The 20,514-nt window shown below is 60.6% G+C and carries 14 protein-coding genes; 10 read left to right on the forward strand and 4 right to left on the reverse strand.

Going from position 1 to position 20,514, the window contains the following annotated elements:
* Positions 1 to 49: 49 nt before the first annotated feature.
* On the reverse strand, positions 50 to 442 hold the full coding sequence (locus ACXHXG_RS11265) for a BRA0787 family protein (RefSeq protein ID WP_104824114.1): 393 nt from the start codon (positions 440 to 442) through the stop codon (positions 50 to 52).
* Positions 443 to 785: 343 nt separating this feature from the next.
* Here ACXHXG_RS11265 and ACXHXG_RS11270 point away from each other — a divergent pair, with 343 nt between their 5' ends.
* From ACXHXG_RS11270 to ACXHXG_RS11285, 4 genes are all read left to right on the forward strand, one after another.
* Positions 786 to 1,277 (forward strand): cupin domain-containing protein, encoded by a 492-nt coding sequence (locus tag ACXHXG_RS11270; protein WP_104824115.1) that lies wholly within the window; start codon positions 786 to 788, stop codon positions 1,275 to 1,277.
* A 213-nt stretch (positions 1,278 to 1,490) separates the two neighbouring features.
* Positions 1,491 to 2,336 (forward strand): MetQ/NlpA family lipoprotein, encoded by an 846-nt coding sequence (locus ACXHXG_RS11275; protein ID WP_457899318.1) that lies wholly within the window; start codon positions 1,491 to 1,493, stop codon positions 2,334 to 2,336.
* A gap of 121 nt (positions 2,337 to 2,457) precedes the next feature.
* Positions 2,458 to 3,543, forward strand: a complete 1,086-nt coding sequence (locus ACXHXG_RS11280) for a methionine ABC transporter ATP-binding protein (protein ID WP_457899319.1) — start codon at positions 2,458 to 2,460, stop codon at positions 3,541 to 3,543.
* Positions 3,533 to 4,189: a methionine ABC transporter permease gene (locus ACXHXG_RS11285; protein ID WP_457899320.1), complete on the forward strand. Its 657-nt coding sequence runs from the start codon at positions 3,533 to 3,535 to the stop codon at positions 4,187 to 4,189. The genes ACXHXG_RS11280 and ACXHXG_RS11285 overlap by 11 nt, the downstream gene beginning before the upstream one ends.
* Before the next feature lie 155 nt (positions 4,190 to 4,344).
* Here the strand turns inward: ACXHXG_RS11285 and ACXHXG_RS11290 are convergent, their stop codons facing one another.
* From ACXHXG_RS11290 to ACXHXG_RS11300, 3 genes are all read right to left on the reverse strand, one after another.
* Complete coding sequence (locus ACXHXG_RS11290; RefSeq protein ID WP_457899321.1) at positions 4,345 to 5,376, reverse strand: hydroxyacid dehydrogenase; 1,032 nt, start codon at positions 5,374 to 5,376, stop codon at positions 4,345 to 4,347.
* A 56-nt stretch (positions 5,377 to 5,432) separates the two neighbouring features.
* Positions 5,433 to 6,128, reverse strand: a complete 696-nt coding sequence (locus ACXHXG_RS11295) for a DNA-3-methyladenine glycosylase I (protein WP_457899322.1) — start codon at positions 6,126 to 6,128, stop codon at positions 5,433 to 5,435.
* A gap of 132 nt (positions 6,129 to 6,260) precedes the next feature.
* A complete protein-coding gene (locus ACXHXG_RS11300) occupies positions 6,261 to 7,463 on the reverse strand; it encodes a multidrug effflux MFS transporter (RefSeq protein WP_457899323.1) in 1,203 nt (400 codons plus the stop codon).
* Positions 7,464 to 7,709: 246 nt separating this feature from the next.
* On the opposite strand from ACXHXG_RS11300, the gene ACXHXG_RS11305 reads away from it, so the two are divergent.
* The 6 genes from ACXHXG_RS11305 (at position 7,710) to ACXHXG_RS11330 (ending at position 19,823) form a co-directional block, all read left to right on the forward strand.
* On the forward strand, positions 7,710 to 8,453 hold the full coding sequence (locus tag ACXHXG_RS11305; protein WP_457899324.1) for a TetR/AcrR family transcriptional regulator: 744 nt from the start codon (positions 7,710 to 7,712) through the stop codon (positions 8,451 to 8,453).
* Positions 8,454 to 8,594: 141 nt separating this feature from the next.
* Entirely contained in the window at positions 8,595 to 8,855 is a 261-nt protein-coding gene (locus ACXHXG_RS11310; protein ID WP_457899325.1) for a DUF982 domain-containing protein, read from the forward strand.
* A 114-nt stretch (positions 8,856 to 8,969) separates the two neighbouring features.
* Positions 8,970 to 9,212 carry a DUF982 domain-containing protein gene (locus tag ACXHXG_RS11315; RefSeq protein WP_104824123.1) on the forward strand — a complete coding sequence of 81 codons (243 nt, stop codon included), beginning with the start codon at positions 8,970 to 8,972 and terminating at the stop codon, positions 9,210 to 9,212.
* A 478-nt stretch (positions 9,213 to 9,690) separates the two neighbouring features.
* Complete coding sequence (locus ACXHXG_RS11320; RefSeq protein ID WP_457899326.1) at positions 9,691 to 16,149, forward strand: beta strand repeat-containing protein; 6,459 nt, start codon at positions 9,691 to 9,693, stop codon at positions 16,147 to 16,149.
* 335 nt (positions 16,150 to 16,484) lie between these two features.
* The gene (locus ACXHXG_RS11325) at positions 16,485 to 18,533 is read left to right on the forward strand and encodes an O-linked N-acetylglucosamine transferase, SPINDLY family protein (RefSeq protein WP_457899327.1); all 2,049 of its coding nucleotides are present in this window, start codon (positions 16,485 to 16,487) and stop codon (positions 18,531 to 18,533) included.
* 39 nt (positions 18,534 to 18,572) lie between these two features.
* Positions 18,573 to 19,823: a DUF6250 domain-containing protein gene (locus tag ACXHXG_RS11330; RefSeq protein ID WP_457899328.1), complete on the forward strand. Its 1,251-nt coding sequence runs from the start codon at positions 18,573 to 18,575 to the stop codon at positions 19,821 to 19,823.
* The last annotated feature ends 691 nt before the right edge of the window (positions 19,824 to 20,514 follow it).

The raw sequence follows: 20,514 nt of genomic DNA on the forward strand, positions 1-20,514 counted from the left end.
ACCCGCTGGCGCGAACCAGCGGGTTCCTCAATAAATCATGCGCTATTTCTTACCGGTCTGACTGTTCCGCCGCCTGGGTCTCGGCAGCAACAACGGCGGCGACATCGACACCATTGTTGACGACCAGAAGGCGCTTGCGAACGAGAACGCCCATGACCCGGGCTGCGGTCGAAAAGGTCATTGTATCGAGAGGACCTTCGCCCTCCCAGGGCTTGGTCAACCGTTCGGTGACGGCCGAAACGATGTTGTTGGGCACGATATCGGTGCATTCACGCATGGCTTCGAAAACGACGCTCACGGGAACGACCTTCCCTTCGAACATCACGATCGGTTCAGTGACTTCTGTGTCCCATTCCTCGAAAGCATAGAGCGCTTCCCTGAAGAGCTGCTGCAAAGTAATGGGGGCATGACCCTCATGAAGGGGCGGCAAGGCATTGCTCATGTCTGTCTCCTTTCAAGTGGAAGTCCGGCGCATAATTTGAAAAACTATCCGGTCTCTCGCGGAGAGGCCTACGCGCTGCTTCTGAATCTGGCGCGCCCCGAATGCATTTGATCGGACGAGCGGCGCGGCAAACCATTTTCCGACCGGCGCAACGCGGGATAACACGAAATGTTCCCACCGGTCATTTAACTTGATAGAGTCTATAGATTAATCTCGACTTGAAAAGCCTCTTTCGAAAGTTTCTGTGATTCCCTATATTTTTGAAGGGTTTCGCCGTAGGCTGGTAGAATACTTCACCTTTGGAAGAGGCTCGACTCGCCCCTTCCGTAGCGAAAGGACAGCCATGAGCAACGATCATGGACACGATCACGGCCACCACCACGAACCTGTCGATTGGCGCGAACATGGTGTCAAGATCATCCCCGGAAATGCGCTCGATCCGAATACGGCGCAGACGCCGGGCATGAACCGGGCCACCGCTATCAATCATGCCCGCGCGGGCGCCGAGAAGATCTGGGCCGGAACGGTGACGATCCACGCCAACGCCAAGACCGGCGCCCATCATCACGGCGATCTCGAAAGCATCATCTATGTCGTCAAGGGCAAGGCGCGGATGCGTTGGGGCGAAAACCTGGAATTCGTCGCCGAAGCCGGCCCCGGCGACTTCATCTACGTGCCGCCCTTCGTGCCGCATCAGGAGATCAACGCCAGCCGCGACGAAACGCTGGAATGCGTGCTTGTCCGCTCCGGACAGGAGCCCGTCGTCGTCAATCTCGATATCGAACCGGTGGAAAAGCCGGAAGAAGTGCTCTGGAAAGATCCAATCCATCGCTGATTTGCACAATTTCGATGCAGTTGGAATCGTCGCGGCACAAAAATCGACTATCTCTATAGAAAATTAGTTCTAGATCTGCGGTACGCCAAAAAGAGTTTTTCAGAAGTGCGGCGCACAACAAATGATCCTGCTTCGCGTGACCCACAACCGTCTGAGATGATCCATGCGGTCAACGAGACGATGGCGTCTCAATCACATGGAACAGGATTTCCCATGACGAAAAAGTCTTCTGAAGGTCTCGCTGCCTTGCGCTTCTCGCGCCGGACCGGCCTTGCGGCTCTCATTGCCTCCGCTGTCGCCGTTTTCGGCCTGACGGCAGCCGCCCCCTCCTTTGCCGCCGACAAGACGATCAAGGTCGGCATCATGAGCGGCGAAGATGAAGATGTCTGGCGCGTGGTCACTGCGGAAGCCGCCAAGAAGGGCCTGAAGATCGAAACCGTGGCCTTCAACGACTATACCCAGCCAAACGAAGCACTGGAGCGCGGCGAAGTCGACGCCAATGCCTTCCAGCACCAGCCTTATCTCGACAACCAGATCAAGCAACACGGCTATCATATCGTCCGCGTCGGCTATACCGGCGTCTGGCCCATCGGCCTCTACACCAAAAAATACAAGGCGGTTGCCGACCTGCCGAAGGGCGCGGTCATCGGCGTGCCGAACGATCCGTCCAACGAGGGCCGCGCTTTGCGCGTGCTGCAGAATGAGGGCGTCATCAAGCTCAAGGACGGCACCGGCATTCTCGCCACCACCGCCGACATCATCGAGAACCCGAAAAATGTCGAAATCAAGGAGCTCGACGCCGGCATCGTCGGTCGCTCGATCGACGATCTCGATGCCGCCGTCGTCAACACCGACTGGGCGCTGAAGAGCGGGCTTTCGCCGAAGGACCGCATTGCGCAGGAGCCGATCGATGGCAACCCTTACCGCAACTTCATCGCCGTCAAGCAGGGCAGCGAGAATGAGTCCTGGGTGAAGACGCTGGTCGCCTCCTATCAGAACGATACGGTCAAGACTGAGTTCGACAAGGTCTACAAAGGCACCGGCCTCAGCGCCTACTAACACCAATTCGGCGCCGGGGGCAGCGCTGAGCACCAAGGCGGCTGGGGCATTTTTTGCTCGGGCCGCCTTCGGTGTTCCAGGATATCAATGCCCGACGACGCAAAGCCGAAAGAAGATTGATATGAATTCCTTCGTTTCCGCCACTGCCATCAAAGGACATGCCCCGCCCGGCACGTCGCAGGGCGATGAGATCGTCCGCCTCGTTGATGTCAGGCGCCGGTTTGGCACGAACCCTGCGCTCGACGGTATTTCGCTCACGGCCCGCCGTGGCGAGATCGTCGGCATCATCGGCCGCAGCGGTGCCGGCAAGTCAACGCTGATCCGCTGCCTGAACGGGCTGGAACGTGCCGACAGCGGCGAAATCCATATCGAAGGACGCAATATCGTCGGCCTGTCGGAAAACGAACTGCAGCCGCTGCGCCGCCGCATCGGCATGATTTTCCAGCATTTCAATCTGCTTTCGGCAAAGACCGTCGAAGACAATGTCGCCCTTCCACTGAAGATCGAAGGTATCGCCAAGGCGGAGCGGCTGGCGCGTGCCCGCGAGTTGCTCGAACTCGTCGGTCTTGCCGACAAGGCGAAGGCCTATCCCTCGGCTCTCTCTGGCGGGCAGAAGCAGCGCGTCGGCATCGCCCGGGCACTGGCCGCCCGCCCCGCCCTTCTCCTTTCCGACGAAGCGACCTCCGCCCTCGATCCCGAGACGACACGCTCGATCCTGACGCTGCTGAAGGATATCAACCGCAAGCTTGGCCTGACGATCCTGCTCATCACCCACGAGATGGAAGTGGTGCGCGCGATTGCCGATCGTGTGGCCGTCATCGATGCGGGCCGCATCGTTGAGAAAGGCCCGGTCTGGCAGATTTTCGCCAATCCGCAGACTGAGATCACCGCAAGCCTGCTCAGCACCATCCGCCCGCAGCTTCCGGAACATATCGCCGAGCGACTGTCGCAGGCACCGGGCACCGAGGCGATTTTAAGCGTCGATCTCGCCGGCCCGGCCGCGCAAGGCGCGCTCTTCGCCGAGCTTTCGGCAGCGCTGCCGCATTCCTTCCGCCTGGTGCATGGCGGCATCGACCATATTCAGAACCAGCCCGTCGCCCGCTTCTTCATCGCTGTGCCGACCCGCGATGCAACGCTGCCAGCGCAGGTGACTGATTTTCTGACGGCCCGGACCGCCCGGGTGGAGGTTCTAGGCTATGACAACTGACATCATCCTCGGCCTGCTCTGGCGCTCCTTCTGGGAAACGATCTGGATGACTGGAGCATCCGGCCTGATCTCGCTCGTCATCGGCCTGCCGCTCGGCCTCGCGCTGGTCATCACCGGCCGTGACGGCATCGCCGAACAGCTCACCGTCAACCGCATCCTCGCGGCGTTGGTCAACGGCTTCCGCGCCGTGCCGTTCATCATCCTGTTGATCGCATTGATCCCGCTGACGCGGCTGCTCGTCGGCACCGCGCTTGGCACGACTGCGGCAATCGTGCCGCTTACCATCGCGGCGATACCCTATTACGCCCGCATCGCCGAAGTTTCGCTGCGCGAGGTCGATCGCGGCCTGATCGATGCCGTACGCGCCATGGGTGGCAACCGCTGGACCATCATCCGGGAAGTGCTGGTGCCGGAAGCACTGCCCGGGATTGTCGCAGGCTTTACGGTGACGCTGGTCACCCTGATCGGTGCCTCGGCCATGGCCGGCACCATCGGCGGCGGCGGCCTCGGCGACCTCGCGATCCGCTACGGCTACCAGCGCTTTGAGACCGACGTAATGATCGCCGTCGTCATCGTGCTGATCATCCTCGTCTGCGGCATGCAATGGCTTGGCGACCGCCTGGTCGCAAAGCTCGATCATCGCTGATACTCATCGGTCAAATCCGATGACGGAATGCGGCTGCCGGATGGTTCGACGGCAGCCGCCCATCAGCTTGGATGAACAACTTCTCCTGCAACGTCGCCGGCTCATAGGCGTCTGCGCGAATTCACCCGCTGCCGTCTGCGTGGCAACCTGCAACTTCAGTTTCGGGTGACCGGCTTCGAGCGCATCCGTGACACCGTTTCGCGCTCCGCCCGCTTGCAGCGCATCGGCGGCAGGCCCCGGTCCATCAGGGCCATATCTTCCAGCACCATGTCGCCCATTTTCTTGAAGGCGCTGTCGAGGGCACCGGCGCGATGCGCCGAGCGGATGAAGCCTTTGAGGCCGCGCACCGGATGATCCTTGCCAAGCGGCTCCTCCGGATAGACATCGCTCGCCGCAACGATATGGCCGGAGGCGACCGCAGCCATCAATGCGTCGAAATCCACGACATCGGCGCGGCTAAGCAGGATGAAGGCCGCGCCCTTGCGCATGCGTGCAAAAGCTTCTGCGCCGAGGAAGCCCTTGTTTTCGCTGGTGACGGAGGCGACGACGAAAACGAAATCGCTGCCCAAAAGCACCTCGTCGAGGCTGGCCGGCTGGACGCCATGTTCCCTGAGGATCGAAGGCGGCATCCAGGGATCGAACACCCTGATCGTCGCGCGAAAGCCCGACAGCACCCGGTTCAGCGCCTTGCCGAGGTCGCCGAACCCGACGATACCGATATCGCTGCCAGAGAGCAGACGGGCCCTGGCATTGCCGTCACCGCCCCAAAGCTCCCTGCCCCCGCGAAAATCGAGATCGGCGTCGACGATGCCGCGCGCCAGGCTGAGCGCAAATCCAAGCCCGATCTCCGCCACCGGCTCGGCGAAGACTTGTCCGGTGGTAACGACATGGATGCCGCGCTCGAACAGCACATCATAGGGCATGTTGTTGATGAGATTGCTTTCGACATTCAAAATGCAGCGCAGGTGCGGCATGCGGTCGAGCGTATCCTTCGAAAGCGGCGGCTGGCCGATGATATAGCGCGCCTCGCCGAGTACGTCGTCGCCAAGCCCAGCAATATTCTCCGGATCAGCCTCGACGATCCGGTATTTCGAATGAAGGAGCGACAGCGCATCCTTGGTGAAGATGAGCTCAAGCGAACGCGGCTCAGGCGCACTGATGGCCAAAGGCCTGTTGTCGGTCGACATAGAAGTCTCTCCCTATTCCCAAAGACGATCCAATATCATCCGACCAGCCAAATCAATCAGAGCTCTTCCTCTTCCCCCGGCATGCCCACAGAGAAGGCGCAGATGCGCGAGAGATAGGTTTGCGGCAGGCCCGTTTCGGCGCCCCAGGCATTGAACTGATCCTGGATCAGGCGCAGCTCCTTCTTGGCCGGCTTCGGCTCCGAGATCGGCAGGCCGGAAAGACGCAGGCAGACGAGTACATCGTGGCTCATGACGAAACTATCGCGCCCGATGGCGCGCAGGAAATATTGGCCGCTCATGCCCCCAAGCCGGTTGGCGCGCTTATCGAGCACGGCGAGCAAGCCGATATGATCTTCCACCGGCCAATCGGCAAAGAAGCGCCCGGCGCTGCCATGCTCCTCGGCAAGTTGGCGAATGAAATGGGCATTGTCCCGCACGGACATGATCTTGGCGCCGTTGCGCACGATGCGCGCGTCGGAGGTCAGATCATGCCAGTAGTCGTCGGGTGCGAGGTTGAGGAAAGCCGGGTCGAAGCCGGAGAAAGCCGCCTCGAAACCCGGCCATTTGGAATCAATGACATTGCGCACGAAGCCGGCATAGAAAACGTAGCGCGTCATTTCCGACAGCAACCTGTCGTCCGGCACGGCGCGCAAGGCATCGTGATCGGGCGCTTTTGGCATGAGTGCCTTCAGAGCTTCCGCCCCACCCTTGCGCTTTTGCGCCCGCTCCAGAATTTCCGTGAAGCTGCCCACCTTTCTCTCCCCTTCGATGACCGCTCAAAGTCTTTTACGATCTTGTGCTTGCGCACAAGATGATGCGCGACAGCCGGAACGCAAAAGGCCGGGGCAAAGCCCGGCCTTTTAAACCCACGTGGGAGATAGTCGCTATTCCGCGGCCGCTTCCGCAGCCGGCCGGCGGGCGATAGTCGCCTGCGTCAGCAGGAGTGCGGCGACGGCGCAGAGTGCGACGCAGCCGACCATGGGCAGCGCCGAGCCATCGAAAAACAGGCCGGCAATGATCATCGCGACGGCGGCGGCAGCGAATTGCAGCGTGCCCATCAGCGCCGAGGCCGTACCGGCAATCTCGCCATGATCTTCCAACGCCAGCACGCCGGTCGTGGGAATGACCAAACCCAGAAAACCGAAACCGATAAAGAGAAACACGATGAGAACCGGCAACTGGTTGAAGCCGAGGCTCATGACCACCGCCAGCAGTGCCATGGTCGTGGCAAAAGCGGCAACCGCGACGCGCATCACCCGCACCAGACCGAAACGCTCGCCGAGCCAGCCGGTGAGCTGCGACACCGAGAAGAAGGAGACGGCATTGATCGAGAAAGCAAAGCTGTATTGCGTCGGCGTCAGGCCGTAATGGTCGATCAGCACAAAGGGCGAATTGGCGAGGTAGACGAGAAAGCTCGATATGCCGAGGCCGCCAATGAAAGTGAGCGTCAAGAAATTACGGTCACTCAGCAGCAGACGATAGGCCGCCATCGCGCTGCGCAGGCCGCTTTGCGAGCGCTCCGCCTTCGCCCGGGTCTCCTCGAGTTGGGTAGACAGCAGGATCAGCCCGATCACCGCCGCGATTGTCACCGCCCAGAACACACCGCGCCAACCGTAGAAGGCGATGACGGCACTGCCCGTCAGCGGCGCGAGGATCGGCGAAATGCTGAAGACGAGCATCAGCAGCGACATCAGCCGCGCCGCCTGAACGCCAGTATGCATGTCGCGCACGACGGCGCGCGGCACCACCATGCCGGCCGCGCCGCCGATGCCCTGCAGGAAGCGGAAAGCGATCAGCGTCTCGATATTGCCCGCCGTGGCCGCACCTATGCTCGCCACTGCGAACAGGCCGATGCCGAGATAAAGTGGCGCCTTGCGTCCCCACATGTCCGAAAGCGGCCCATAGAGCAATTGAAAGATGGCGAAGGGAATGAAGAAGAACAACAGGCTCAACTGAACGACACTGTTCTCCGCCGCAAGATCCTTGCCGATCGATGGCAAAGCGGGAAGATACATGTCGATCGCGAAGGGACCGATGGCCGAAAGCAGGCCAAGGATGATCGCATAGCGAAGGAAAGACGTCGTCATGATGATGATCTTTCAGAAAATTTGAGCGTGAAGACCGGATTGCCTTCGCGCCGCGTCTCCCGCGGGAGACGTTGAAAACAAAATGCTGCATCCGCCAATCGAGCCCGACAAAGGCTCAACTGCCTTTTCTTCGAAGAGCAAACCACCCGAAAATCGACGGAATGCTCAACGAATTCTTGGGTTGGGTTTTAAGAACGCCGCACGGTCTTGGGAGGAAAGCGCGGGCCTGAGATATGCTTTACAAGCATGCCCATCGTTTTGGACATGACTGTAAAAATAGACACTATTGTCCAAATCGTCAATGCGGATTATCTTGATCCCATGAAAAGCCGAAGCACCGCCGCCTCGCAGGCAAAGACCGTAAGACCCGCCCAATGCCTGAAGCGTATTTCCATCCTCGACGCTGCGGCGGAAGTTTTTTGTCGCGAGGGTTTTTCCGGCGCGAGCATCGACGAGATCGCCGAGGAAGCCTGCGTCTCCCGGCAGACCATTTACAATCACTACCGTGAAAAAGAGGCATTGTTCATCGCCGTCATCGCTGACGTGAGCGGGCGCGCCAATACGGCTCTGTTCTCCGCGCTGGCCGCCTTCCCTGACAGACCGGAAAACCTTCGGGAGGATCTGATCGCCTTCGCTGTCGATATCAACAATAATTGTCTTTATAATCAGGACGGAAAATTCTTGCGTAAGCTCGTCCAGTCCGAAGGCCCCCGCTATCCGCACCTTTTCGAAGCCTGGCGCGAACACGGCCCTTGCAGGATCGGCAAGGCATTGGGCGCCATCTTCGCCCGCCTCCACCACCAGGGCCTCCTTAACATTCCCGACTGCGACCTCGCCGCTCGCCAATTCAGCGCGCTGATCAACGCCGACCTGCAGATGACCACACTCTTTGGTCAAACGCCGACGGAGGCAGAGATTCGGGGATCGGCGGAACAAGCCGTAGATATGTTTTTGCGGGGGTACGGAGTTCGGGCAGAAGCCGGACTCTGAGCCCTGAGTCTACAGCGTTTCTCAAGCCCTTTTTACAACGATCGCAGCGTCTCAAACGCGCGCCAGACACCTTATCTAATTTTGCTTGTGCCCTTGCCATCCGCAGCGTTAACGTGAGTGCGTGGGGTCGGAGCTTGTACGATGAGCAATAGACATTGGAATTTCCCGGTGATGGTCATCTGCAAGCGAACGGGGAAAATCTATACCGTTGGCACCACGAAAGAGGCATTGGACATGCTGCTGAATGCATGGCCCGTTGCCAAAGGCAAGGCGTTCATGATGGCCCTGCAGATATGTGCGGATGTTGAAAGCGGGATCAGGCAGCCGCTGGACGCGCGCAACAGCTTCGTCGCCGCGGCCAGGGAAGCTGGCGTACCGATCGAAGCCACAATGGTCGAATAAGTCGCCTGCGTCCCCCGATCCTCCTCTCGCGCCTTGGCTTCGTGCCGCTGTCCGCAACAATGCTTGGAACGAAACCGTCGCTATCCCGTTTTAAAATGCCAAACGAGGAGCGCGATGTTTCAAACCGCCTGGAGAAAGCCTGTCGTCGTACGCCTGCCGAAAAATATCCGCATCATCCGGACGGCAGCCGAGGCCACGGATTGCTTGACCGCGGATTGGCCGGTACGCCACGGAAACGCCTACGAGGCGGCCTTGCGGGCCTGCATTGATTGTTTCGAAGGCTATACGACCGCGAACGAAACACGCGTGGCTTTCGTCGCCGCCTGTCGCGAGGCGAATGCTCTGATAAGCGCGTAATACCGAAAGGCCGCCTTCGAGGTGCGAACAAGTATTGGGCTAAATCCGTTGCTGGAAAAAACCTGAGCTTGCCGGTCGTTAATTCAAAATTAAAAGCAACCGAATAAAAGCGTTCTTGGGTCGCTAGAATTCTGCTGAAAAACGCGATTCGCCCATGAGTAAACGACAGATCTGGGCGAACCGGAATTTGCAGGCAGGACGTCAGCGTCCAATGGCGTAGGGATCAGGGCCATGCATGGCTCTGGAAGCATGATGCCCTTCCAACGCGCCGGCTCGTCCGAGCCATGTTCCGTGTAACTTCATTCTCTTCCGACAGGACGCCCGAATTGTCGACGCCGGTATTGGTGTCTGATTACGAGGGTAAGCTGCCAGCAAACGTGCGCCCGGGGGCGCCGTAAAAGGACTTTGCTGGTCTTCGCGCGCGGCCGACGGCAGAGGAATGATACTCGCAGTCAGCTAACACACTAGGGGCGCGTCCATGACTTCAGTTATTTCTTCTCTGAGCATCAATCAGATTAAAGCTCTTACCACCTCAACGATTAAGCAGTTGACGACCGACGACGTCGCGGCACTGAGCACCACCCAGATCAAGGCGCTAAGCTCGACGCAGATTTCCGCTTTTGAAACGCAGGATATCTCCACCTTCACCTCCACGCAGATGGGCGCCGTATCGACGAGCGCCATTCTCGGTTTGAGCCTGGACCAACTGGCAGTTCTCTCCACGACCCAGTTGGGTGGCCTTTCCGGCGAGCAGGTCGCCGCGCTTACCACAGCCGATGTTGCAGGCCTCTCCACCGATCAGACCAAGGGTCTGACCACCACCCAAGTTGCCGCTCTCACCTCGAAGCAGGTTGCAGTCCTCTCCACTGACGACGTTGCCGCTCTCTCCACCGATCAGATCGGTGTCCTGAAGACCGCACAGGTCGCAGCCCTCAAGTCCACGCAGATCGCAGCCCTCTCCACGGATCAGGCTGCCGCGCTGAGCTCGACCCAGATCGCAGCCCTGACGGCCTCCGAAGTTGGCGCCCTTTCCACTGCTGACCTCGCAACCTTCTCCACCGACGAAGTCGCAGCCCTCTCCACCGCAGCCCTCTCCGGCCTGACCACCGATCAGGTCGCAGCGCTCTCTACGGATCAGGTTGCTGCTCTCAAGACCACCCAGATCGCCAAGCTCAGCACCAGCCAGATTGGCGCACTCTCCACCGACCAGGCCAAGGTTCTGACCACTGACCAGGTTGCCTCTCTGAGCTCGACCCAGATTGGTGCGCTTTCCACCGATGACGTCGCCGTCCTCTCCACCACTCAGATTGGTGCGCTGAAGACCGCGCAGATCGCAGCCCTCAAGTCCTCGCAGATCGCAGCCCTCTCCACGGATCAGGCGGCCGCTCTGAGCTCGACCCAGGTCGCAGCCCTGACGGCCTCCGAAGTTGGCGCCCTTTCCACGGCTGACCTCGCAACCTTCTCCACTGACGAGATCGCGGCAATCAACACCGCAGCTCTGTCGGGCCTGTCCTCCGATAAGGTCGCAGCGCTCTCCACGGATCAGGTTGCCGCTCTGAAGACCAGCCAGATCGCTAAGCTCAGCACCAGCCAGATCGCTGCGCTCTCCACTGACCAGGCGAAGGTCCTGACCACCGACCAGATCGGCGCTCTGACAAGCTCGCAGATCGGCGCCCTCTCCACTGACGATGTTGCCGCTCTCTCCACCACTCAGATCGGTGTCCTGAAGACTGCACAGATCGCTGCTCTCAAGTCCTCGCAGATCGCCGCTCTCTCCACCGACCAGGCTGCCGCTCTGAGCTCGACCCAGGTCGCAGCCCTGACGGCCTCCGAAGTTGGCGCCCTCTCCACCGCTGATCTCGCAACCTTCTCCACCGACGAAATCGCAGCAATCAGCACCGCGGCCATCTCCGGCCTGACCTCTGATAAGGTCGCAGCGCTCTCCACCGACCAGGTTGCCGCTCTGAAGACCAGCCAGATTGCCAAGCTCAGCACCACCCAGATCGGCGCTCTTTCGACCGACCAGGCCAAGGCTCTGACCACTGACCAGGTTGCCTCTCTGAGTTCGACGCAGATCGGTGCGCTCTCAACCGACGACGTCGCCGTCCTCTCCACCGCTCAGATCGGTGCGCTGAAGACCGCTCAGGTCGCAGCTCTGAAGTCCACGCAGATCGCAGCACTCTCCACCGACCAGGCTGCCGCTCTGACGAGCTCGCAAGTCGCTGCCCTGACAGCTACTGAAGTTGGCGCCCTCTCCACCGCTGACCTCGCAACCTTCTCCACCGACGAGATCGCAGCCCTCTCGACCGCAGCCCTCTCCGGCCTGTCCTCTGAAAAGGTTGCCGCCCTCTCCACCGATCAGGTGGCCGCTCTGAAGACCAGCCAGATTGCCAAGCTGAGCACCACCCAGATCGGCGCTCTTTCGACCGACCAGGCCAAGGTCCTGACCACCGACCAGGTCGCCGCTCTGAGCTCGACCCAGATCGCCGCTCTTTCCACCGATGACGTCGCTGTCCTCTCCACTGCCCAGATCGGTGCGCTGAAGACCGCTCAGGTCGCAGCCCTCAAGTCCTCGCAGATCGCAGCTCTCTCCACGGACCAGGCTGCTGCTCTGACGAGCTCGCAAGTCGCTGCCCTGACGGCCTCCGAAGTCGGCGCGCTCTCCACCGCTGACCTCGCAACCTTCTCCACCGACGAGATCGCAGCAATCAGCACCGCAGCTCTGTCGGGCCTGTCCTCCGATAAGGTCGCAGCGCTCTCCACGGATCAGGTTGCTGCACTGAAGACCAGCCAGATCGCTAAGCTCAGCACCAGCCAGATCGGCGCACTTTCGACCGACCAGGCCAAGGTTCTCACCACTGACCAGGTTGCCTCTCTGAGTTCGACGCAGATCGGTGCGCTCTCCACCGACGACGTCGCTGTCCTCTCTACCGCTCAGATCGGTGCGCTGAAGACCGCTCAGGTCGCAGCTCTCAAGTCCTCGCAGATCGCAGCACTCTCCACCGACCAGGCCGCCGCTCTGACGAGCTCGCAAATCGGTGCCCTGACGGCTTCCGAAGTTGGTGCTCTCTCCACCGCTGACCTCGCAACCTTCTCCACCGACGAAATCGCGGCAATCAGCACCTCGGCTCTGTCGGGCCTGACATCCGATAAGGTTGCAGCGCTCTCCACGGATCAGGTTGCTGCTCTGAAGACCATCCAGATCGCCAAGCTCAGCACGAGCCAGATCGGCGCACTCTCAACCGACCAGGCCAAGGTTCTGACCACCGACCAGGTCGCGGCTCTGTCCTCGACGCAGATCGGTGCGCTCTCCACCGACGACGTCGCCGCTCTCTCCACCGCTCAGATCGGTGTGCTGAAGACCGGCCAGGTCGCCGCGCTGAGCTCTTCGCAGATCGCAGCCCTCTCGACCGACCAGGCTGCCGCGCTGAGCTCGACCCAGATCGCAGCCCTGTCGGCAACCGAAGTTGGTGCACTTTCCACCGCCGACCTCGCAACCTTCTCCACCGACGAGATTGCAGCCCTCTCGACCGCAGCCCTCTCCGGCCTGTCCTCCGAAAAGGTTGCAGCGCTGTCCACGGATCAGGTGGCCGCTCTCAAGACCACCCAGATCGCCAAGCTCAGCACCAGCCAGATCGGCGCTCTTTCGACCGATCAGGCCAAAGTTCTGACCACTGACCAGGTCGCCGCTCTGAGCTCGACCCAGATCGGTGCGCTCTCAACCGATGACGTCGCCGTCCTCTCCACCACTCAGATTGGTGCGCTGAAGACCGCTCAGGTCGCAGCCCTCAAGTCCTCGCAGATCGCAGCTCTCTCCACCGATCAGGCTGCCGCTCTGACGAGCTCGCAAATCGGTGCCCTGACGGCCTCCGAAGTCGGCGCCCTCTCCACCGCCGACCTCGCAACCTTCTCCACCGACGAGATTGCAGCGATCAGCACCTCGGCTCTGTCGGGCCTGACATCCGATAAGGTTGCAGCGCTCTCGACTGACCAAGTGGCCGCTCTGACCACCGGTCAGATCGCCAAGCTGAGCACCACTCAGATCGGCGCACTCTCCACCGACCAGGCCAAGGTTCTGACCACCGACCAGGTCAGCGCTCTGACAAGCTCGCAGATCGGTGCGCTCTCCACCGACGACGTCGCCGCTCTCTCCACCGCTCAAATCGGTGTGCTGAAGACCGCTCAGGTCGCAGCCCTCAAGTCCTCGCAGATCGCAGCACTCTCCACCGACCAGGCTGCCGCTCTGACGAGCTCGCAAGTCGCGGCCCTGACGGCTACCGAAGTTGGCGCTCTCTCCACCGCCGACCTCGCAACCTTCTCCACCGACGAGATTGCAGCCCTCTCGACTGCAGCCCTCTCCGGCCTGTCCTCTGAAAAGGTTGCTGCTCTCTCCACGGATCAGGTTGCTGCTCTCAAGACCACCCAGATCGCCAAGCTGAGCACCAGCCAGATCGGCGCTCTCTCCACCGACCAGGCTAAGGTTCTGACCACCGACCAGGTCGCGGCTCTGTCCTCGACCCAGATCGGTGCGCTCTCGACCGACGACGTCGCCGTCCTCTCCACCGCTCAGATTGGTGTGCTGAAGACTGGCCAGGTCGCCGCGCTGAGCTCTTCGCAGATCGCCGCCCTCTCCACGGATCAGGCTGCCGCTCTGAGCTCGACCCAGGTCGCAGCCCTGTCGGCAACCGAAGTTGGCGCCCTCTCCACCGCCGACCTCGCAACCTTCTCGACCGACGAGATCGCAGCGATCAGCACTGCAGCCCTCTCCGGTCTCTCCTCCGAAAAGGTTGCAGCGCTCTCCACGGATCAGGTTGCCGCTCTGAAGACCAGCCAGATCGCCAAGCTCAGCACCAGCCAGATCGGCGCGCTTTCGACCGACCAGGCCAAGGTTCTCACCACCGACCAGGTCGCTGCTCTGACCTCGACCCAGATCGGTGCGCTCTCAACCGATGACGTCGCCGCCCTCTCTACCGCTCAGATCGGTGTCCTGACGACCGGCCAAGTCGCCGCCCTGAAGTCCTCGCAGATCGAAGCCCTGTCTACTGATCAGGCTGCCGCTCTGACGAGCTCGCAGATCGGTGCTCTGACGGCGACCGAAGTCGGTGCTCTCTCCACCGCTGACCTCGCAACCTTCTCCACCGACGAGATTGCAGCCCTCTCGACTGCAGCCCTCTCCGGTCTCTCCTCCGATAAGGTTGCAGCGCTGTCCACGGATCAGGTTGCCGCTCTGAAGACCAGCCAGATCGCCAAGCTCAGCACCACCCAGATCGGCGCACTCTCCACCGACCAGGCTAAGGTTCTGACCACCGACCAAGTTGCGGCTCTGTCCTCGACGCAGATCGGTGCGCTCTCCACCGACGACGTCGCCGTCCTCTCCACCGCTCAGATCGGTGTGCTGAAGACCGGCCAGGTCGCCGCGCTGAGCTCCTCGCAGATCGCCGCTCTCTCCACGGATCAGGCTGCCGCTCTGAGCTCGACCCAGGTCGCAGCCCTGACGGCAACCGAAGTTGGCGCCCTTTCTACCGCTGACCTCGCAACCTTCTCCACCGACGAGATTGCAGCTCTCTCGACCGCAGCCCTCTCCGGCCTGTCCTCTGAAAAGGTTGCCGCCCTCTCCACGGATCAGGTTGCCGCTCTGAAGACCAGCCAGATCGCCAAGCTGAGCACGAGCCAGATCGGCGCTCTTTCGACCGACCAGGCCAAGGTTCTGACCACCGATCAGGTTGCCGCTCTGAGCTCGACCCAGATCGCAGCCTTGTCCACCGACGACGTCGCCGCTCTGTCCACCACTCAGATCGGTGTCCTGAAGACTGCACAGGTCGCCGCTCTCAAGTCCTCGCAGATCGCAGCTCTCTCCACGGATCAGGCTGCCGCTCTGACGAGCTCGCAAATCGGTGCCCTGACGGCCTCCGAAGTCGGCGCCCTCTCCACCGCCGACCTTGCAACCTTCTCCACCGACGAGATTGCAGCGATCAGCACCTCGGCTCTGTCGGGCCTGACATCCGATAAGGTTGCAGCGCTCTCGACTGACCAAGTGGCCGCTCTGACCACCGGTCAGATCGCCAAGCTGAGCACCACTCAGATCGGCGCACTCTCCACCGACCAGGCCAAGGTTCTGACCACCGACCAGGTCAGCGCTCTGACAAGCTCGCAGATCGGTGCGCTCTCCACCGACGACGTCGCCGCTCTCTCCACCGCTCAAATCGGTGTGCTGAAGACTGGCCAGGTCGCCGCCCTGAGCTCCTCGCAGATCGAAGCCCTCTCCACGGATCAGGCTGCCGCTCTGAGCTCGACGCAAATCGGTGCCCTGTCGGCAACCGAAGTCGGCGCGCTCTCTACCGCCGACCTCGCGACCTTCTCGACGGACGAGATCGCAGCGATCAGCACTGCAGCCCTCTCCGGTCTCTCCTCCGAAAAGGTTGCAGCGCTCTCCACGGATCAGGTGGCCGCTCTGAAGACCAGCCAGATCGCCAAGTTGAGCACCAGCCAGATCGGCGCGCTCTCCACCGATCAGGCTAAGGTTCTGACCACCGACCAAGTTGCGGCTCTGTCCTCGACCCAGATCGGTGCGCTCTCCACCGATGACGTCGCCGCTCTGTCCACCACTCAGATCGGTGTCCTGAAGACCACGCAGGTCGCCGCCTTGAGCTCTTCGCAGATCGAAGCGCTCTCCACCGATCAGGTCGCCGCTCTGACGAGCTCGCAGATCGGTGCTCTGACGGCAACCGAAGTCGGCGCCCTCTCCACCGCCGACATCGCAACCTTCTCCACCGACGAGATTGCGGCGATCAGCACGGCGGGTCTGGGCGGACTGTCCACCGATGACATCGCTTCGCTCTCCAGCGCCCAGCTCTATGCCCTCACCACGACACAGGTGCAGGCACTAGATGAAGGACAAGTCGCGGCGGTCATCTCTGCCTACGCGGCCTACAACTAAAATCTGACGGATTGCGGCGCGGTTTCACCCGCGCCGCAAAAGACCTCGGCGCCGCGCGAGAAATTGCGCGGCGCTATTCTTTTGCGAGACACTCCGAGAATCCGGGTTCGTTTGCGATTCGACCGTCATGACGGCGAGCGGCAGAGCGGCACAGCGGCCGCCACTCCCCATTTTTTAACCGTTCGCCACTCTCATGGCCGGAAAACACTACGCTCCCTGCCCTGTGCCTCCTTCAGAAAACAATCAGTCCGACGCAAGCTAGCTGCACTAGAAGGGATGACGCTTTCGCTCGTCAGTTTCCCTCGGCCGCAAGGCCGCCTTGCCGCAGGATGTCCATGACCGTCAATATTGCACCTGTCTCGACCCAAGCCTCGCCGCTCGTCAGCGCATCGGAGAGGGCCCGGAATCAGCAATTGCCGCTTGCCGAGCTATTTCAGATCGCTGAAGTTTTAGGTCGCATAGGAAAACAGTCGCAAGCGGTCGAGCTTTACAAGACCTGGATCGCGTTCAACGACGCTAACCCCCTGCTGCATCTCGCTTATTTCAACTACGCTGTCGCCGCCAACCAAACTGGCGATGCGGCCGCGGCGATCCACGCGCTTCGCGCCTGTTTGAAGCTGTCTCCAGAGTTCGGACCAGCGCACATCAACCTCGGCCGCCTTCTGGAAGACAGCGGCCTGACCGGCCGGGCCGTCGAACAATGGCGAGACTTCGCAAAAGCGACCGCCGAGATCACGGCCGACAAGATTGGCTATCGCCTGATGGCGCTCCAGCACATTGGCCGCGTTCTCGAAGCCGGCGGCTTGCTGGAAGAGGCGGAAGCAGCTTTATGGCAAGCGATCGAGCTGCAGCCCAGCAAGACCGAGGCAGGCCAGCATTGGACGTCGTTGCGCCAGCACCAGTGCAAGTGGCCGACTCTGATCACGTCCGAACATGTCTCGGCCCGGCACTTGCTGGATGCAATGTCGCCCTTGATCCTCGGCTGCTATAGCGACGATCCCCTATTCCAGCTCGGCAAGGCCTATCGCTATCACAAATCGCTGATCGGCCGGCCCGATCTCCGTGACTTCCCACGCCTTCCGCCGAAACAGAAATCGGGGACCGGAGAGCGTTTGCGCGTCGGCTACGTCTCATCGGATCTGCGCGACCATGCGGTCGGTTTTGCGCTCAGGGAAGTGCTGGAGCTGCATGACAAGAGCAGCGTCGAGGTTTTCGCCTATTACTGCGGCGAGCCGCGCTCCAACGACGCGACGCAAACGCGGATCAAGAACGCGGTGGATTGCTGGCGGGAAATCTCCACGCTCAGCGATATCGACGCAGCAAAGCAAATCCGTGCTGACGAGATCGACATTCTCGTCGACGTCAACGGCTACACCAAGCATGCGCGGGCGAAGATCTTCGCCTACCGGCCTGCGCCGGTCATCGTCAATTTCTGCGGCTATCCCGGCACGACGGCCAGCCCGTTTCATCAATACGTCATCGCGGACGAGCACATCATCCCGCCGGAGAACGAAATCTACTATACGGAAAAGGTACTGCGGATTGCCTGCAACCAGCCTATCGATCGCAAACGGCTGATCGCCGCACGGCCGACTCGCGCGGAAGCCGGCCTGCCGGAGGACGCCTTCGTCTACGCTTGCCTCAACGGGATGCAGAAGATCACCGCCAACTGCTTTGCGCGCTGGATGCAGATCCTTTCTGCGACACCCGGCAGCGTGCTGTGGCTGCTTGCGGAGGCCCCGGATGTCAACGAGCGCCTGCGCCAGTTGGCCGCGCAAGCCGGCGTCGCGCCCGAGCGCCTCATTTTCGCGTCCAAGGCGGCCAATCCGAACCATCTGGCGCGAATGGCGCTGGCCGATCTCTTCCTGGACACCTTCCCCTATGGGGCGCACTCCACCGCGGCGGACGCGATCACCGTCGGGCTGCCGGTCCTGACTATGCCCGGAAAAAGCTTTGCCTCGCGCTTCTGCAGCAGCATCGTCGCAGCCGCCGGCGTTCCGGAACTGATCTGCAGCGGGCCGGAGGATTATGTAAGCCGGGCCATCGCCTTCGCGCAGGACCGCGAGAGCCTGACCGCGATCAGGGACTCCTTGCAGCGCCAGCGCGAGACGAGCGCGCTACGTGATATTCCAGGCCTCGCACGGCGCCTCGAACATCTGTTTTGGCAGATGCAGGGCGAAATCGAGCGCGGAGAAACGCCGGCGCCGGACATGCGCAATCTTGATGTCTACTACGAGGTCGGCGCCGAAATCGTTCTGGAGAATATCGAATTCGAGGATGATCAAGCCTACCGGCGCCGCTATCTCGAGAAGCTGGCCCAATGGAACGATTACGCGCCGCTTGCGCGCGACAGCCGTCTGCTGAGAGAGCCGGAATCACTTTGAAGTTGAATTGCGGCAACGGCTGCAAGCGAAGAGGATATTATGACTCCTGTTATTCTTGTGACATTCGCCGGGCGGCAAAAGCGAATGGAGATTCTGACCAAATACATCCGCAAGGCCATCAATGATGGCATCATTGATGAATGGCACATATGGGATTTCACGCGTTCCTCTGAAGATAACGAGTGGGTCACGCGCGAATTCGGCCCGGCGCGATATATGGGGTCCGAAGCGCCGTACCAGTTGAAGGGTGCGGTCACGCCGCGTTCCTCCTTCCGCGCGAATGCCAAGATAGACCACGATCTGCATATCGCCGTTCTTCCGAATGGTGACGATGATAATTGCTTCGAAATTGTTGTCGGTGGCTGGCAGAACACCCATTCCGCTCTTCGCAGCGTCAAGCGCAGCGAACTGAATAACTTTGGGAGCCGGGGTGAAACAACGACCATCTGGAGCAAATCGACACCCAGCGTTCTTTCGCCAAGCCTGCCGAACCAGGTCGTGCTCAGCATCGACTCGGCGGGTGCTCCCTCACTTCAGGTCAATGGCGTGACGATCGGCAAGTGGCCTGAGCTGAACCTGGGCTCCGGCGCATCGGTGATGGTGCGCGGCGGATGGGGCGCCGATTTGGAACTTTGCGATGTAAATGCCCCCGTACGACGCTATGTCGGAAACCCAAATGAAAAACTGCCCTATTGGCAGGCCTATGACTACTACGCGAAGCGGCTGGAGAGGTTTTCCAGCGCGGTATTTCTGAAGTGTGACGATGACATCGTCTATCTGGACATAGAAAAACTCAATGAATTCATCGAGTTTAGAAGGGCCAACCCGAATTACTTCGTCGTCTCCGCAAATGTCGTGAACAACGGCGTATGCGCCTATTGGCAGCAACAAGGGGGCGGACTTCCAGATGACCTCGGTCATTTCGAGCGCCCGCCTGGAGGGTTCGGGGGAAGCCTGTGGCAAAGCGCCGAGCGCGCAACCCGGCTTCACGATTACTTCCTGGAAAAGGACGAGAAGCATCTGCCTTTGCCGAACAAGGTCATCGAATGGACGGAGCGCCAGTCGATCAACTTCATATCCTGGCTCGGAAAGGACCTCCTGCATATGGCTCTTCCGAAAGGCGACGATGAATATGCGCTGACGGTCGACCTGCCGACCTTCCTCGATCGGCCCACCGCAATCTATGCGGATTTTACCGTCAGCCACCTCAGCTTCGGACCGCAGGAACACGGGCTGGACGTGGATCGCTTGATCAACGCCTATGATGCACTGAGCTCTTCCCGACTTTAGTCCGCCCGACGCTGGAAGCTCAGGCATCTCTCGACCGATACAGGTGCGCGTTTCGTCTTGACCCGCGCCCGTACGGTGTCGGCCGTGCTTCTGCGCGCCAGTCTAGCGAATATTCATGACGGCAAAGACGAACGACCCAGCGGTAACGCAGACTGCGAGTGTCACGTAGTAATCCATATTGCACCCCCTTTCCGCACCAACGCGGTCAAGGAGTCATAATGGTCACAAAAAAGACGCAAGAAAGAACGCTTCGCGCACTTTTTCTGTCGCCTGGACTCATGCCGTTATCGTGAAGCGTTTCGGGGATCGTCAGCGGCTAAAGCAATTCCAGGAAAAATGCGCAGCGGCTTTCGGTCCGGAAATTACGAGAATACAGAGATAGAGCGGTTGCGCGCTTCCGTGAAAAGCCGAACCGCTCTATCGAAGTTGGAAGTTATTCCAATGCGAAGCTCTTGCCTTGGCAATAATAAGTCGGCCCTCGCGGACGGCGGCAAATAGAGCAAAAATTGCTGCGATTGTTATTAGATCCCAAAGCATCGCTGGCCTCATAATTCCTGATAAAAGCGGCCGGGCTCCGGCAACCATCGCCGCGGGACGTCTCATAGCTTCAAGGCGACATTGCGTTCGGGGGACGGCACAATCGCGGCAATATGTGAGGACACGCGAGACTCGCTGACCGCTGCCAATGACG

It is taken from the genome of Rhizobium sp. LEGMi-198b (genome assembly GCF_054114205.1).

Bases quoted from the DNA above. Each gene is read 5' to 3' on its own strand.
- ACXHXG_RS11270 (WP_104824115.1), top strand. From the start codon at position 786: ATGAGCAACGATCATGGACACGATCACGGCCACCACCACGAACCTGTC.
- ACXHXG_RS11285 (WP_457899320.1), top strand. From the start codon at position 3,533: ATGACAACTGACATCATCCTCGGCCTGCTCTGGCGCTCCTTCTGGGAA.
- ACXHXG_RS11265 (WP_104824114.1), bottom strand. From the start codon at position 442: ATGAGCAATGCCTTGCCGCCCCTTCATGAGGGTCATGCCCCCATTACT.
- ACXHXG_RS11300 (WP_457899323.1), bottom strand. From the start codon at position 7,463: ATGACGACGTCTTTCCTTCGCTATGCGATCATCCTTGGCCTGCTTTCG.
- ACXHXG_RS11330 (WP_457899328.1), top strand. From the start codon at position 18,573: ATGACTCCTGTTATTCTTGTGACATTCGCCGGGCGGCAAAAGCGAATG.
- ACXHXG_RS11280 (WP_457899319.1), top strand. From the start codon at position 2,458: ATGAATTCCTTCGTTTCCGCCACTGCCATCAAAGGACATGCCCCGCCC.
- ACXHXG_RS11310 (WP_457899325.1), top strand. From the start codon at position 8,595: ATGAGCAATAGACATTGGAATTTCCCGGTGATGGTCATCTGCAAGCGA.
- ACXHXG_RS11325 (WP_457899327.1), top strand. From the start codon at position 16,485: ATGACCGTCAATATTGCACCTGTCTCGACCCAAGCCTCGCCGCTCGTC.
- ACXHXG_RS11320 (WP_457899326.1), top strand. From the start codon at position 9,691: ATGACTTCAGTTATTTCTTCTCTGAGCATCAATCAGATTAAAGCTCTT.
- ACXHXG_RS11315 (WP_104824123.1), top strand. From the start codon at position 8,970: ATGTTTCAAACCGCCTGGAGAAAGCCTGTCGTCGTACGCCTGCCGAAA.
- ACXHXG_RS11275 (WP_457899318.1), top strand. From the start codon at position 1,491: ATGACGAAAAAGTCTTCTGAAGGTCTCGCTGCCTTGCGCTTCTCGCGC.
- ACXHXG_RS11290 (WP_457899321.1), bottom strand. From the start codon at position 5,376: ATGTCGACCGACAACAGGCCTTTGGCCATCAGTGCGCCTGAGCCGCGT.
- ACXHXG_RS11305 (WP_457899324.1), top strand. From the start codon at position 7,710: ATGCCCATCGTTTTGGACATGACTGTAAAAATAGACACTATTGTCCAA.